The following is a 14,360-nucleotide window of genomic DNA, read 5'->3' as shown; positions in this document are numbered from 1 at the left end:
CACCCCGTGCCGCAGCCTCCGCGGCGGACTCGCGCGGATCAACGCCCCGCACCACGGCCTCCGCGGCGGCCTCGTGCGGCTCGACGCCCTGTCCGGCAGCCTCCTCAGCCGGCCCGCCCAGACCACCACCCCGTGCCACAGCCTCCGCGGCAGACTCGCGTGGATCAACGCCCCGCGCCGTAGCCTCCCCAGCGGGCCCGCGCGGACCAACGCCCCCTGCCGCAGCCGCCTCTACCGTCCCGCGCAGCCCCCCGTCCCGAGCATCGGCAACGCGCTGACCGGCGCCCCGGGCAGCCGACCCGCCCCGACCCTCCTCGCCACGAGCGGGCTCGCCCGCGTGCGCTCGGCGGAGCCGCTCCCCGAGGCCCGCCAGCGCCGCGTACTGCTCCCCCAAGCTCGACGGTCCGTCCCCCACCGGGTCCTTGAAGTAGAAGCCGAGGTCGCCGAGCGGGCCCGTCAGGCCGGCCTCGTGGGCGCGGGCCGTGAGGCGGGCCAGGTCCAGGACCAGAGGTGCCGCGAGGGCCGAGTCGCAGCCCTGCCAGATGGTCTGGAGGATCATGCGTGTGCCGAGGAAGCCGTCGAAGGCGATGTGGTCCCAGGCGGTCTTCCAGTCGCCGAGGGCCGGGACGTCGTCGATATGGACCTCGCCCTCGGGGACGGTGCCGAGGGTGTCGGCGAGGACGCGTTCCTTGCCGGCGTTCTTCGCCGCGGCGGCCGCGGGGTCGGCGAGGGCGGCGCCGTCGCCGCCGCCGAGCAGGTTCGTGCCCGACCAGGCCCGTACGTTCAGCGCCCGCTGCGCGAACATCGGGCCCAGCACGGCCCGCAGCAGTGTCTGTCCGGTCTTGCCGTCCCGGCCCGCGTACGGCAGGCCGCTGCGCTCGGCCTCGCGGGCGGCGACGGGGTGGTGCATGCCCTCGGACGGGGTGAAGTTGACGTAGGGGCAGCCCGCGCGCAGGGCCGCCAGTGCATACAGGGTGCTGGCGGGCAGCGGGGTGCCGAGCCCCGCGGACGCCGGTTCCGTGGAGGCGACGTTCACCACGACCGCCCGCTCCAGTTCATGGCGGTGCACGAAGTCGCGTATGTCGTCGGCGAAGGCCGCGATCAGTTCGGCCTCGCTCCTGGTGTCTCCGGGGGCGGGGCCACCGGGCCTGATCTCCCGGTCGGCGGCGGCGAGTTCGGCGGCGACGGCGGTGGCGACTCCGGGCGGGAGGACGCCGCCGGCGGTCAGGGTCTCGGCGCGTTTGGGCAGGGGGCAGTCGAGGGTGTCGTGGCCGCCGAAGACGAGGTCGGCCAGCGCGGGCAGGCCGCTGTCGGTGAACGCCGGGGTCTCGCTCACCATGCCGGTGGGCGGGTGCAGTCCCGCGGTGACGGCGGCGCACCCCGTGACGACGGTGGTGGCGACGGAACCTCGGGCTCCGATCAGCCACACTCCCACACGCGGTCGGGAGAGGGACGCGGACATGGGCAGCCTCCTTGTCGTGCTTGTCGTGCGCGAACCCCGGGGGGAGGACAAAGACGGCGGGCGGGGGTCCGGCGTCCCCCGCCCGCCGCCGCTCAGCCGCCCGTGGTGGGCAGTTCCTTCAACTGGATGTTGCGGAAGGAGACCTGGTCGTCGGCGCCGTGGTTCTGGAGGCCGATGTGACCGTCGGTCAGGCTCCGCTGGGGGTCCTTGTTCGTGAAGTCGTTGATCTTGACTCCGTTGAGGAACACCTGGAGCCGTTCGCCCTGGACCTTGATCTCGTAGGAGTTCCACTGGCCGGGCGGACGCAGGACCTGGTCACGGGCCTTGATGTTCGCCGACTTGAACGAGTAGACGGAGCCCGTGGTGCGCTCGGGCGCGTCCGTGGCGTCGATCTGGATCTCGTAGCCCTTGTTCACCGCGGACCAGGGGTCGTCGGAGGCCGGGAAGCCCACGAAGATCCCGGAGTTGTCGTCGCCCTGCATCTTCCAGTCGAGCTTGAGGGAGTACGACTTGAGCTCCTTGGCCTGGTACCAGAGCAGACCCATGCCGCCCTCGGACTCCAGGGTGCCGTCCTTGACGTTGAACTTGCCGGGGCCGGCCTGCTTCCAGCCTTCCAGGGTCTGGCCGTTGAAGATCTTCCGGTAGTCCTTGCTCGGCTTGCAGTCCGCCTTGACCTGGCCGGTGGCGTACTGCAGACCGCCGAGCAGGTGGGCCCGGAAGGCCTCGTCGGCGTAGGACTCCTTGGTGTGGCCGCCGCCGGTGTAGAAGGAGCGGCCGCCGCCGTAGCTCTGGCACCAGGCGATCGGGTGGTCGCCCTTCATGTTCCCGCCCTGGTAGGTGGTCTCATCCAGGGTGGCGAGGACCTTGGCCTGCCCACGCGGGTTGGTGCGGTAGTTGTACCACTCGTCGGTGCGCTCCCAGGCGTCGCCCAGGTGCGCGGTCGAGGGGTGGTCGTGGTCCTCGACGCGGACGGTGGCCTTCTGGATGGCCGGGTGCGAGTCGAAGTAGGCGCCGACGAGGCCGCCGTAGAACTCCCACTCGTACTCGGTGTCGGCGGCGGCGTGGATGCCCATGTAGCCGCCACCGTTCTTGACGTAGTTCTCGAACGCCTGCTGCTGCTCGGCGTTGAGCACGTCACCGGTGGTGGACAGGAACGCCACCGCGTCGTACTTGGCGAGGTTGGTCGTGGTGAACTGCCGGGCCTCCTCGGTCGCGTCGACCGTGATGCCGGCCGGGGCGCCGAGCTCCTTCAGGGCGGCGATGCCGGCCGGGATGGAGTCGTGCCGGAAGCCGGCGGTCTTGGAGAAGACCAGGACCTTCTTGCCGCCCTTGAAGGGCTGCTTGGAGAACTCGAAGTCGTCCACGTCGTACAGCGCGCCCTCGCCGCCCTTGAAGACCAGGTAGATCTCCGTGGTCTTCTTGGGCAGGGACCGCAGCGGTACGTCGACGTTCTGGAAGGTCTCCCAGCCGCCGGTGGGCGGAATGTAGGCGGAGCCGTGCAGCGGTCCGTCGGGCGAGCCGGTGCGCAGTTCGATGAAGCCGCCCGCGCCGCCGGAGGAGGCCCGCACGGTCATCTTCTTCTGCCCGTCGAACCGGTAGGGGGTGAAGGAGATCCAGTCGCCGTCGTTGATGTCGCCGACGGTCTTGCCGCCGTTGGCGCCGGTCTTGTCGATGACGGACACGCCCGACTGGGTGGTGAAGTGCTCACCCTGTCGGTGCAGCGGCTGGAGCACGGCACGGGCGGTGCCGGTCAGGGTCTCCTGGCCGTTCGCCCCGCCGTCGGTGTAGCTGGCGCCGACGACGCCGTAGATGTTGGCGTTCGGGTCGTGGCCGCCGTCACCGGCGGGCGGCGTCAGGGTGCCCTCGCAGCCCATCTCGCTGGTCAGCTCGTGGGCGTGGGAGTCGTGACCGAGGCTGTAGGCGACCTTGACCTTGGAGCAGTCGACGGTCTCCTCGGGGTCGGTGACGGTCACCTTGAACGGCACGGGCTTGCCGAACTCGGCCAGAGCACCGTTGCCCGGGATGTCGATCTTCACCTTGGGCTCGGTGTTGCCGACCACGATCCGGGCGCTGGCGTTGCCGGTGTTGCCCTCGGGGTCCTTGGCGGTGAAGGTCGCGGTGTAGGTGCCGACCTTCTTGTACTGGTGGGTGGGGGTGAGACCCTCGCCCTTCGTGCCGTCGCCGAAGTCCCAGCTGTAGGTGAGGTCCGGGGAGTCGGCGTCCTTGGCGGAGGCGGTGAACTTGACCTTCAGGCCGGCCGCACCGGACGTCTTGTCGGCGCTCACCTCGGCGATCGGCGAGAAGCCGTCCTCGGCGTTCTCGATCCGGTACAGCGCGGAGTGCTCGTCGCCCTGGAACCAGGAGATGCCGTAGTCGAGGACGTAGAGCGCGCCGTCGGGGCCGAACTCCATGTCCATGATCTGGGTGCCGGTCCACGGGAAGTCGTTGATCTTCGCTACGGTGCCGTCCTCGTTCTGCTCGATCCGCTTGATCCAGCGGCGGCCGAACTCACCCGCGAAGAAGTCGCCGTCGTAGGCCTCGGGGAACTTCACCTTGGAGTCGAGGTCGGGGTCGTAGCGGTAGACCGGGCCCGCCATCGGGGACTCGGAGCCGCTGCCGAACTCGGGCACGGAGCCGCCGTCGTACGGGATCCACGCGGCCTGCGCGGGTGGCAGGTCGGTGAGGCCGGTGTTGTACGGCGAGGTGTTCTTCGGGGCGGCGCAGTCGAACTTCTCGCCGGAGGTGCCGGTGGCGAAGTCGTAGTCGACGTAGGCGTCGTTGTTGCCGGTGCAGAACGGCCAGCCGAAGTTCGCGGCCTTGGTGACCTTGGCGAACTCGACCTGTCCTGCCGGGCCCCGGCTGGGGCTGGCGGCGCCCGCGTCGGGCCCGTAGTCGCCGACGTAGACGACGCCGGTCTTGTCGTCGACGCTCATCCGGAACGGGTTGCGGAAGCCCATCGCGTAGATCTCGGGACGTGTCTTCTCGGTGCCCGGCGCGAAGAGGTTGCCCGCCGGGACGGTGTACGAGCCGTCCTCGGCGACCTTGATCCGCAGGAGCTTGCCCCGAAGGTCGTTGGTGTTGCCGGAGCTGCGGCGGGCGTCGAAGGCGGGGTTGCGGCCCTCGCGGTCGTCGATCGGCGTGTAGCCGTCGGACGCGAAGGGGTTGGTGTCGTCGCCGGTCGACAGGTAGAGGTTGCCGGCCGCGTCGAAGTCGATGTCGCCGCCGACGTGGCAGCAGGTGCCGCGGGAGGCCGCGACGTCGATGACCTTCTTCTCGCTGGCCGTGTTGAGCGTGCCATTGGCGTTCAGCGTGAAGCGGGAGAGGCGGTTGACGCCGTCGAATTTCTTGAACTCCTCGGCGGTGCCGGTCTCCGGGGCGTCGCCCACGGGGGTGTCGAGCGGCGGGGCGTAGTAGAGGTAGATCGCCCGGTTGTTCTCGAAGTCCGGGTCGATGCCGACGCCTTGGAGGCCCTCTTCGTCGTGGCTGTAGACGTCGAGCTTGCCGGCGATCTTGGTGACGCCGCCCTGGTCGGTGAGGCGCAGTGTGCCGTCGCGCGAGGTGTGCAGGACGCTGCGGTCCGGGAGTACGGCGAGCGACATCGGCTCGCCCATCTCGGGTTCGCCCTTGGCGAGCGGTACCTGCTGGAACTGTCCCTCGGCCGCCGGTTCGTCGTGTTCCGGGTGGCCGGGGTGGGCGCCGGCGACGGTCGCCGGGGTGCCCACGGCCAGGAGCAGGCCGGTGAACAGGGCGACGGCGGTGCGAAGTCTGGGGCGCGGGGTGCGGGTGCTGCGGAGCCTGGTTCTGTGCACGAAGTCCCTCCGGGAACGGGTGGGCCGTACGGGGTGGGTGCGAAGACGTGCGGTGCGGGCGCCGGGGTGCGCCGTCACCCCGGAGGTGGCTGTGCCGTGAACACTTCTGTGTGCCATGAACAGTTCTGCGTGTGTCCTGAACACTTCAGGGACGGTAACCGCGTCCGTCCGGGGCGAACACCCCTTGCGTCAGACTCGGTTGAACTTTCTCCCGTCAAAGGACAAAGCAGCATCTGGGCAGGTCGGAGGGGGGACCGGCGGTGCTGCCGGTCCCCGTCCCCGACCAGCGCCGGGTGCGTGGTTCAGTTGTTGAACGCGGCGTCGAAGGACGCGCTGGGCGGCTCGAAGTCGTACGCCTTGAGACGGGTCAGCGCCTCGGGGGCACCCTGGAGCCGGTCCATGCCGGCGTCCTCCCACTCGACGGAGATCGGGCCTTCGTAGTCGATGGAGCGCAGCATCCGGAAGACGTCCTCCCAGGGGACGTCGCCGTGTCCGGCCGACACGAAGTCCCAGCCGCGGCGCGGGTCGCCCCACGGCAGGTGTGAGCCGAGGCGGCCGTTGCGGCCGTCGAGGCGCTTGCGGGCCTCCTTGCAGTCGACGTGGTAAATGCGGTCGCGGAAGTCCCACAGGAACCCGACGGGGTCGAGGTCCTGCCACACGAAGTGCGACGGGTCGAAGTTCAGACCGAAGGCGGGGCGGCCGCCGACGGCCTCCAGGGCCCGCTGTGTCGTCCAGTAGTCGTAGGCGATCTCGCTCGGGTGGACCTCGTGCGCGAACCGCACGCCCTCGGAGTCGAAGACGTCCAGGATGGGGTTCCAGCGCGTCGCGAAGTCCTCGTAGCCGCGTTCGATCATCGACTCGGGCGCGGGCGGGAACATGGCGACCAGGTGCCAGATCGCGGAGCCGGTGAAGCCGATCACCGTGTCCACGCCGAAGGCGGCCGCGGCACGCGCGGTGTCCTTCATGCGGGCGGCGGCACGCTGCCGGACCCCTTCCGGGTCCCCGTCGCCCCACACCTCGACGGGCAGGATGGCCTGGTGGCGCTCGTCGATGATGGCGTCGCAGACGGCCTGGCCGACCAGGTGGTTGGAGATCGCCCAGCACTTGAGGCCGTACTTGTCGAGCAGTGCCTTCCTGGAGTCGATGTACGACGGGTCCGCGAGGGCCTTGTCGACCTCGAAGTGGTCGCCCCAGCAGGCGAGTTCGAGTCCGTCGTAGCCGAAGTCGCGGGCGAGCCGGCAGACCTCCTCCAGCGGCAGGTCGGCCCACTGGCCGGTGAACAGCGTGAACGTACGCGGCATGCGCGTCAGCCTCCTCAGACCGCTATCGGGGTGTAGACGGCGTTCTTCTCGGCGCTCTCCTCCACCGCCGCCAGTACGCGCTGAACCTGCAGCCCGTCGGCGAAGGAGGGTTCGGGCTGCCTGCCCTCGGCGACCGCGTGGACCAGGTCGCGGGCCTGGTGGACGAAGGTGTGCTCGTAGCCGAGGCCGTGGCCCGGGGGCCACCAGGCGTCCAGGTAGGGGTGGTCGGGTTCGGTGACGAGGATGCGGCGGAAGCCCGCGTGGGCTCCGGGTTCCGTACCGTCGTGGTAGGCGAGTTCGTTGAGGCGTTCCAGGTCGAAGGCGATCGAGCCGAGCTCGCCGTTGAGTTCGATGCGCAGGGAGTTCTTGCGGCCGGTGGCGTAGCGGGTGGCCTCGAAGGACGCGAGGGCGCCCGACGGGAGGCGGCCGGTGAAAAGGGCGGCGTCGTCGACGGTGACCTGGCCGGACCCGTTGGCGGAGACGGCGGACAGGCCACTCGTGGCGCCGCCGGGCAGCGGGCGCTCCCGTACGAAGGTCTCCGTCAGGGCCGACACCCCGGTCAGCCGCTCCCCTGCCAGGTACTGCGCGAGGTCGATGATGTGGGCGCCCAGGTCGCCGAGCGCGCCCGAGCCGGCGAGTTCCTTGCGCAGCCGCCAGGTCAGCGGGAACTCGGGGTCGACCAGCCAGTCCTGAAGGTACGTCACGCGCACGTGCCGCAGCGCGCCCAGGCGGCCCTCGGCGACCATGCTGCGGGCCAGGGCGGTGGCCGGCAGCCGCCGGTAGTTGAAGCCGACCATCGCCACCTGGCCACGCGCGAACGCCTCTTCGGCCGCCCGCGTCATCGACGTGGCTTCCTCGACCGTGTTGGCGAGGGGTTTCTCGCACAGGACGTGCTTGCCGGCGGCCAGGGCCGCGAGGGCGATCTCGGCGTGGCTGTCGCCGGGGGTGCAGATGTCGACGAGGTCGACGTCGTCCCGTTCGACGAGGGCACGCCAGTCGGTCTCGACGGACGCCCAGCCGTGCCGGTCGGCCGCCGCCCGCGCGGCGGCGGCGTCCCGGCCGCAGATCACGGCCTGAACCGGGTTCAGCGGCAGGTCGAAGACACGGCCCGCGGTGCGCCAGCCCTGGGAGTGTGCGGCGCCCATGAAGGCGTAGCCGACCATTCCGACGCGCAAGGGTGGCTTACCTGCTTCGGTCCCTTCTGACTGCTGCTGCGGCTGTCCCATGTGGGTGTCCTCCTCGTCCTGGTCGGGGTGGCGCACGTGGGGGGTGCGGGCGGAACGGATCACTTGAAGCCGGTGGACATGTACTGGTCGACGTTGGCCTTGTCGACGACCGCCGAGTAGAGCGTGATCGAGGCCGGGATCTCGAACTCGGCCATGCCGCTCACGCCCTTGCCCTGGCCGAGCGCGCGGGCCAGGTCGATGGCGGACGCGGCCATGGTCGGCGGGTACAGGACGGTGGCCTTGAGGACGCCGTCGTCCTGCTTGATCGCCTGGAAGGCGGACAGGGCACCGGCGCCGCCGACCATCAGGAAGTCGTCGCGCCCGGCCTGCTCGATGGCCCGCAGCGCGCCCACGCCCTGGTCGTCGTCGTGGTTCCAGAGCGCGTCGAACTTCGACTGGGCCTGCAGGAGCTGGGCCATCTTGGCCTGTCCGGACTCGACCGTGAACTCGGCGGCCTGGCGGGCCACCTTCTGGATGTTGGGGTAGTTCTTCAGCGCGTCGTCGAAGCCCTGGGTGCGCTGCTTGGTGAGTTCCAGGTTGTCGAGGCCGGCGAGTTCGATGACCTTGGCGCCGGACTTCCCCTTGAGCTTCTCGCCGATGTAGTGGCCGGCGTTGAGGCCCATGCCGTAGTTGTCGCCGCCGATCCAGCAGCGGTACGCCTGCGGGGTGTTGAAGATCCGGTCGAGGTTGATGACCGGGATGTTGGCGCGCATCGCCTTCAGGCCGACCTGGGTGAGCGCCTTGCCGTCGGCGGGCAGCACCACCAGCACGTCGACCTTCTTGTTGATCAGCGTCTCGATCTGGCCGATCTGTGCGGCGGTGTCGTTGGAGCCCTCGGTGATCTCCAGGGTGACGTCCGAGTACTTCTTGGCCCGGCTCTTGGCGTTGTCGTTGATGGCGTTGAGCCAGCCGTGGTCGGCCTGCGGTCCGGCGAAGCCGATGGTGACCTGCTTGCCGGGCTTGTCGTCGGCGGCCGGCTGATCGTTCGCGGCCGGCTCGTCCTTGGACTCGTTGCTCGTGCAACCCGTGAGGAGAGCGCCGGCTCCTATGGCGGCGGATCCGAACAACAGTCCTCTGCGACTGGTGAGTTCTGGCATGACGGTGAACCCTTTCCTCAGGTCGTGCGAAGCGGAAGCGGGACGACCCTCAGGTCGTGCTTGCGGTACGGCGCTGGACCAGCACGGCGGCGACGATGATCGCGCCCTTGGCGATCTGCTGGACGTCGCTCTGCAGGTTGTTCAGGGCGAAGATGTTGGTGATCGTGGTGAAGATCAGGACGCCGAGGACGGAGCCGACGATGGTGCCGCGGCCTCCGGTGAGCAGGGTGCCGCCGATGATCGCGGCGGCGATGGCGTCGAGTTCGTAGAGGTTTCCGTTGGTGTTCTGACCGGAGCCGGACAGGATGATCAGCAGGAAGGCGGCGATGCCGCAGCACAGTCCGGACAGGAGATAGAGGTAGAGCCGCTGGCGGCGGACGTCGATGCCGGCGAGCCGGGCCGCCTCCGCGTTGCCGCCGACGGCGACCGTGCGCCGCCCGAAGGTCGTGCGGTTCAGGACCAGCCAGCCGATGACCGTCACGACCGCGAACACCATGACCAGGGGCGGGATGCCGAGGACGTATGCGTCGCGCTCGCCGAGGTCGAGTACCGAGGGAATGGTGACGATCTGCGTCTTGCCGTCGGTGATCTGGAGAGCCAGCCCGCGTGCGGAGGCCAGCATGGCGAGGGTGGCGATGAACGGGACCATCGCGCCGTACGCGATCAGCATCCCGTTGACGAGCCCGCACCCCACGCCGACGATCACCGCCGTGAACAGGATGCCGGCGAAGCCGTACTCCTGGGTCGCGACGGTCGTCGCCCACACCGAGGCGAGCGCGACGATCGCGCCGACGGACAGGTCGATGCCGCCGGAGACGATGACGAAGGTCATGCCGACGGTGACGACGCCGATCACGGAGGCCTGGGTGAGGACGAGTTGGAGGTTGCGGGTGTCCAGGAACTCGTCCGGTTTGGTGATGCCGCCGATGATGATCAGTGCGGCGAGAACGCCGAGCAGGGAGAGCGTGCGCACGTCGGCGCGGGCCATCAGGCCCCGCCATGCGGGCGCTGCGCCGGCCGAGGGCACCTTGCCGGTGCTGTCCCGCGGCGGTGAGGCGTGCTGCGTCATGACGCCGGGCTTCCTTCCATGACGAGGTCGAGTACGCGGTGTTCGTCGAGTTCGCGCGCGGGAGCGGTGTGTACGACACGGCCCTCACGCAGCACCAGGACGCGATCGGCGAGGCCCAGCACTTCGGGCACTTCACTGGAGACCAGGAGCACGGCGAGGCCTTCGTCGGCCAACCGCCGGACCACGGCATACAGCTCGGCGCGGGCGCCGACGTCGACGCCGCGGGTGGGTTCGTCGAGCAGCAGGACGCGGCAGCCGCGCAGCAGCCAGCGGGCCAGCACGGCCTTCTGCTGGTTGCCGCCGGAGAGCGTGCGCACGGGCACCGAGGGGTTGTCGGGCCGCAGCGACAGTTCGCGGGTCGCGGCCCGGGCCGCCCCCAGTTCGGCGGCCCGGTCGATCCAGCCGCCGCGCGAGAAACGGGACATGGACGAGACCGACACATTGCGGGTGACGGACTCCAGCATCAGCAGCGCCTGCGCCTTGCGCTCCTCGGGGGCGAGCCCGAGCCCGGCGCGCACGGCAGCCCGCACGCTGCCCGACCTCAACGCCTTCCCGTCCACGAGGACTTGACCGGCGGTGGGCTTCCTGGCCCCGTAGATCGTCTCCAGGATCTCCGAGCGCCCCGAGCCCACCAGCCCGGCGAGCCCGACGATCTCCCCGGGCCGCACGGTCAGGTCGAGCGGCTCGAACTCGCCGTCCCGGGCGAGTCCCCGCACCTCCAGCAGCGGCTCCCCGGCCGCGGCGGCATCCTGCGCCGGCCGCTCGGGGAAGACGTACTCGACGTTGCGCCCCGTCATCATGGCCACGACCTCGCGCGTCGGCGTGGTCTTCGCGGGGAGCCCGCCCGCGACCGCCCGCCCGTCCTTCAGCACGGTCACCCGGTCGCCGATCCGGCGGATCTCCTCCAACCGGTGCGAGATGTAGACGACGGCGACTCCGGCGGCGGTGAGGTCGCCGACGATGCGGAAGAGGTTGTCGACCTCGTCCGGGTCCAGGGCCGCGGACGGCTCGTCCATCACGATCAGCCGTACGTCGTGGGAGAGCGCCCGTGCCATCGAGACGATCTGCTGCTGGGCCGCCGACAACTCCCCGACCAGGCGGGCGGGGTCGATCTCGGGATGCCCAAGTCGCTTGAGCAGCTGGGCTGTCGACGTCCGCGCGATCTTTGCGCGTACGACGAACCCGGCGGCCGTGGGTTCATGGCCCAGGTGGACGTTCTCGGCGACCGACAGGTGCTCCACCAGGTCGAGTTCCTGGTAGATGGTGGCGATGCCGAGGCGCATGGCGGCGATCGGCGAGCGGAGGGTGACCTCCTCGCCGCGCCAGCGGATGGTGCCGGTGTCGGGCTGGTGGGCGCCGGCCAGGACCTTGATGAGCGTGGACTTGCCCGCGCCGTTCTGACCGAGCAGACAGTGCACTTCACCGGCCTGGACGTCGAGGTCGACGCCGTCGAGGGCCCGGACTCCGGGGAACAACTTGGTGATGCCGGACATGCTGAGCAGGGGTGGTTCTGATGCCATGAGGTCCCCTTGGCGGGCGTGCGGGCCGGTTCAGGGCAGGGCGGAGCGAAACGCGGTGCTGTGCGGGGCAGAGCAGGGCGGTGCGAAGTGCTGTGCGGGTGAGCCGTACGACGTAGGTGGCTTACGCGGGTGAGAACAGGTGGTCGCTGATGAGCCGGGCCGCGCCGATGACTCCGGCGGTGGGGCCCAACTCCCCCAGGACGATCGGCAGGTTGCCGGTCGCCAGGGGCAGCGACTGGCGGTAGACCTGGGTGCGGATCGCGGCGAGCAGGTTGTGGCCGAGGCCGGTCACCCCGCCGCCGATCACCACCAGGCCGGGGTTGAAGAAGCTGACGAGTCCGGCGATGACCTGGCCGACGCGGTTGCCGCCCTCGCGGATCAGGTCGAGCGCGGCGGCGTCGCCCGCGGCGGCCGCGGCGGCGACGTCGACGGCGGTCAGCGTGCCGTTCGCCTCCAGCCGCGAGGCGAGTTCCTCCGACCGTCCCTGCTGGGCCGCCTCGACGGCGTCCCGGGCGAGGGCAGACCCGCTGAAGTGGGCCTCCAGACAGCCCCGGTTGCCGCAGGCGCAGGGGCGGCCGTCGGGCACGGCCTGGATGTGCCCGATGTCGCCCGCGCTGCCCGTGACGCCCCGGTGGACATCGCCCCCCGCGACGATGCCGCAGCCGATGCCGGTGCCGATCTTGATGCAGAGGAAGTCACCCACGGAGCGTGCCACGCCCGCGTGCTGCTCCCCCATCGCCATGAGGTTCACGTCGTTGTCGACCATGACCGGGCAGCCGAGTTCCTGGCTGAGCGCCTCCCGCACGGGGAAGCCGTCCCAGCCCGGCATGATCGGCGGGGCCACCGGTACGCCCTCGGGGAAGCGGACCGGTCCGGGGACGCCGATGCCGGCGCCGTCGTACCCTTCCGCGAGCCCCGAGGCCCTCAACTTCGCCGCCATGGAGAGGACTTGCTCGAAGACCGCGACCGGGCCCTCGCGGACGTCCATGGGCTGGTTGACATGGCCGAGGATTTCCAGCTCGGCGTTGGTGACGGCGACGTCGACCGAGGTCGCGCCGATGTCGACGCCGAGGAAACGCAGCCCGGGATTGAGCCGGACGTTGTGGGAGCGGCGGCCACCGCGCGAGGCGGCGAGTCCGTCGGCCACGACCAGTCCGGTCTCCAGCAGGCGGTCCACCTCCACGGCCAGCTTGGACCGCGAGAGGTCGATCTGATCGCCGAGCTGGGCCCGGGAGTTGGGCCCGCCGTCGCGCAGCAGCCTGAGCAGCTTGGCCTGATGGGCGTTCGCGGGTCGCGCCGTCATGCGTCTCACGAGCCCCTCCCCGCCTCAATCGGCCTGTGCGCGCCGGGTTTCGGCCACTTCCGCAGCCTGCTTTCGAGGGGAACGTAGCAGCGGGCGCCGGGACTGGGAAGAAGTTGCGCAGAGATTGCCATCAACTTTCTCCACTCACAGGACAAAGACGAGATCGGTACGTGCCGGCCATCGATCGTCTTTGTGGGCCCAGGGCGCGCAAGTGCCGCGCGAACGAAGCCGGTTGGCTACCCTGTCCCTCCAGCAGCAGTGCTTTGGGGGGAGCGCGGATGACTCAGGGAACCTCGTCCGACGAACCGGTATCGACGCAGGCCGCGGACAGCGCCGACGGCACGCCGTCACCATCTGTTCCCGCCATGCCGCCCCTGCCCGTCCCCGCCACTCCCCCGAGGTCCGGACGTTCGTCGCCCGACACCGGGCCCGGCTATGCGATGCGCGTGGCGAACGGGTCACACGGCTGGTACCACAACGCCGCCATCAGGGCCCGCCGCAACTTCCGGCTCACCGAGACCCTGCTGCTGCTCGTCTCCGCCTCGATCCCCGTCTCGGCGGTCATCTCACCCGGGACCGCCCAGGTGCCCGCGATCCTGGGCGGCGTCGTCGTGGTGATCACCGGTCTGCGGTCCGTCTTCCACTGGCAGGATGACTACCTGCGCTTCAGCGAGGCCCGCGAGGCGGTCGAGGCGGAACGCCGCCTCTACTACACCGGCGCCGAGCCGTACGCCGACCCGGGGACCCGGGACCGCATGCTCGCCGCCAACGTCACCCGCATCGAGCAGCGGGAGATGGGCACGTGGATCCAGCTCGCGAGTCCGCGCACGGATGCCACGGGGAACAACGGGCAGTACTGAACCCCGCGGCAGCGATCAGGACTTGCCCCGGTCGTGATACGACCGTCGCGTGTGCTCGGTGTGCTCCCGCATCAGCTGCGTGGCGCCCTGCTCGTCCCGGTCGGTGATCGCGGCGATCATGCCGCGGTGCTCGATCCAGGACTGCTGCCCGCGCTGACGGGCGACCGGCGTGTAGTACCAGCGCACCCGCCGGTCGACCTGGGCCGCCAGCTCGGCGAGGACCGCGTTGCCCGCGAGCTCCATGATCTTCGCGTGGAAGCGGGCGTTGAGGGCGACGGCGGCGTCCACGTCATCGGCGGCGACGGCCTTCTCGCCCTCCGCGCACAGCTTCTCCAGGGCCGCGATGCCGGCGCTGTCGGCGTGGGCGGCGGCGAGGCGGGCCGCCTCGGCCTCCAGCAGGGTGCGGACGGTGAGGAGCTGGTCGGCCTCCTCCTCCGTCGGCTCGTGCACGAACGCGCCCTGCGCGGGCCGTAGATCGACCCAGCCCTCGGTGTTCAGCCGCTGCAGCGCCTCGCGCACCGGCTGTCGGGACACACCGAGATGACCTGCCAGTTCGCTCTCGACCAGATGCTGGCCGGGCTGGAGGGCGCGGGTCGTGATGAGTTCGAGCAGCGCCTCGTAGACGCGGTCGCGCAGCGGGCCGGGCCGTTCGAGCTTGGGCACCGCACCCTGCGGCAGTCCTGTCGACAACATCGGTCCCCTCCTGGGCGCAC

Annotated in this window: 9 protein-coding genes and 1 pseudogene; 1 reads left to right on the top strand and 9 read right to left on the bottom strand. The window is 70.5% G+C overall.

The window, feature by feature from the left end:
* Positions 1-271 precede the first annotated feature (271 nt).
* The 8 genes and pseudogenes from ACZ7M7_RS12945 to ACZ7M7_RS12910 all read right to left on the bottom strand — a co-directional run.
* A pseudogene (locus ACZ7M7_RS12945) lies at positions 272-1,462 on the bottom strand (inositol-3-phosphate synthase); the annotation flags it as partial.
* A 92-nt stretch (positions 1,463-1,554) separates the two neighbouring features.
* A complete protein-coding gene (locus ACZ7M7_RS12940; protein ID WP_472115662.1) occupies positions 1,555-5,271 on the bottom strand; it encodes a ThuA domain-containing protein in 3,717 nt (1,238 codons plus the stop codon).
* Positions 5,272-5,573: 302 nt separating this feature from the next.
* Positions 5,574-6,572 carry a sugar phosphate isomerase/epimerase family protein gene (locus ACZ7M7_RS12935; RefSeq protein ID WP_472115659.1) on the bottom strand — a complete coding sequence of 333 codons (999 nt, stop codon included), beginning with the start codon at positions 6,570-6,572 and terminating at the stop codon, positions 5,574-5,576.
* A gap of 14 nt (positions 6,573-6,586) precedes the next feature.
* Complete coding sequence (locus ACZ7M7_RS12930; RefSeq protein WP_472116641.1) at positions 6,587-7,798, bottom strand: Gfo/Idh/MocA family protein; 1,212 nt, start codon at positions 7,796-7,798, stop codon at positions 6,587-6,589.
* 59 nt (positions 7,799-7,857) lie between these two features.
* Entirely contained in the window at positions 7,858-8,895 is a 1,038-nt protein-coding gene (locus ACZ7M7_RS12925) for a substrate-binding domain-containing protein (RefSeq protein WP_383600946.1), read from the bottom strand.
* A gap of 49 nt (positions 8,896-8,944) precedes the next feature.
* A complete protein-coding gene (locus ACZ7M7_RS12920; protein ID WP_383600948.1) occupies positions 8,945-9,964 on the bottom strand; it encodes an ABC transporter permease in 1,020 nt (339 codons plus the stop codon).
* Positions 9,961-11,484 (bottom strand): sugar ABC transporter ATP-binding protein, encoded by a 1,524-nt coding sequence (locus tag ACZ7M7_RS12915; protein WP_472115656.1) that lies wholly within the window; start codon positions 11,482-11,484, stop codon positions 9,961-9,963. Before ACZ7M7_RS12915 ends, ACZ7M7_RS12920 begins: the two co-directional genes overlap by 4 nt.
* Positions 11,485-11,605: 121 nt before the next feature.
* Positions 11,606-12,787, bottom strand: coding sequence for an ROK family transcriptional regulator (locus ACZ7M7_RS12910; RefSeq protein ID WP_472116637.1), 1,182 nt, complete (start codon positions 12,785-12,787; stop codon positions 11,606-11,608).
* Between the two features lie 278 nt (positions 12,788-13,065).
* Here ACZ7M7_RS12910 and ACZ7M7_RS12905 point away from each other — a divergent pair, with 278 nt between their 5' ends.
* Positions 13,066-13,647 (top strand): DUF4231 domain-containing protein, encoded by a 582-nt coding sequence (locus ACZ7M7_RS12905; RefSeq protein ID WP_472115653.1) that lies wholly within the window; start codon positions 13,066-13,068, stop codon positions 13,645-13,647.
* Positions 13,648-13,662: 15 nt separating this feature from the next.
* On the opposite strand, the gene ACZ7M7_RS12900 is transcribed toward ACZ7M7_RS12905, so the two are convergent.
* Positions 13,663-14,340, bottom strand: coding sequence for a GntR family transcriptional regulator (locus ACZ7M7_RS12900; protein WP_472115651.1), 678 nt, complete (start codon positions 14,338-14,340; stop codon positions 13,663-13,665).
* Positions 14,341-14,360 lie beyond the last annotated feature (20 nt).

It is taken from the genome of Streptomyces sp. NPDC111606 (assembly GCF_055656945.1).
Note: the sequence above shows the minus strand (reverse complement) of the source record. Positions and strands in the feature narration are given on the sequence as shown.

Bases quoted from the DNA above. Each gene is read 5' to 3' on its own strand.
- ACZ7M7_RS12935 (WP_472115659.1), bottom strand. From the start codon at position 6,572: ATGCCGCGTACGTTCACGCTGTTCACCGGCCAGTGGGCCGACCTGCCG.
- ACZ7M7_RS12930 (WP_472116641.1), bottom strand. From the start codon at position 7,798: ATGGGACAGCCGCAGCAGCAGTCAGAAGGGACCGAAGCAGGTAAGCCA.
- ACZ7M7_RS12925 (WP_383600946.1), bottom strand. From the start codon at position 8,895: ATGCCAGAACTCACCAGTCGCAGAGGACTGTTGTTCGGATCCGCCGCC.
- ACZ7M7_RS12920 (WP_383600948.1), bottom strand. From the start codon at position 9,964: ATGACGCAGCACGCCTCACCGCCGCGGGACAGCACCGGCAAGGTGCCC.
- ACZ7M7_RS12915 (WP_472115656.1), bottom strand. From the start codon at position 11,484: ATGGCATCAGAACCACCCCTGCTCAGCATGTCCGGCATCACCAAGTTG.
- ACZ7M7_RS12910 (WP_472116637.1), bottom strand. From the start codon at position 12,787: ATGACGGCGCGACCCGCGAACGCCCATCAGGCCAAGCTGCTCAGGCTG.
- ACZ7M7_RS12905 (WP_472115653.1), top strand. From the start codon at position 13,066: ATGACTCAGGGAACCTCGTCCGACGAACCGGTATCGACGCAGGCCGCG.
- ACZ7M7_RS12900 (WP_472115651.1), bottom strand. From the start codon at position 14,340: ATGTTGTCGACAGGACTGCCGCAGGGTGCGGTGCCCAAGCTCGAACGG.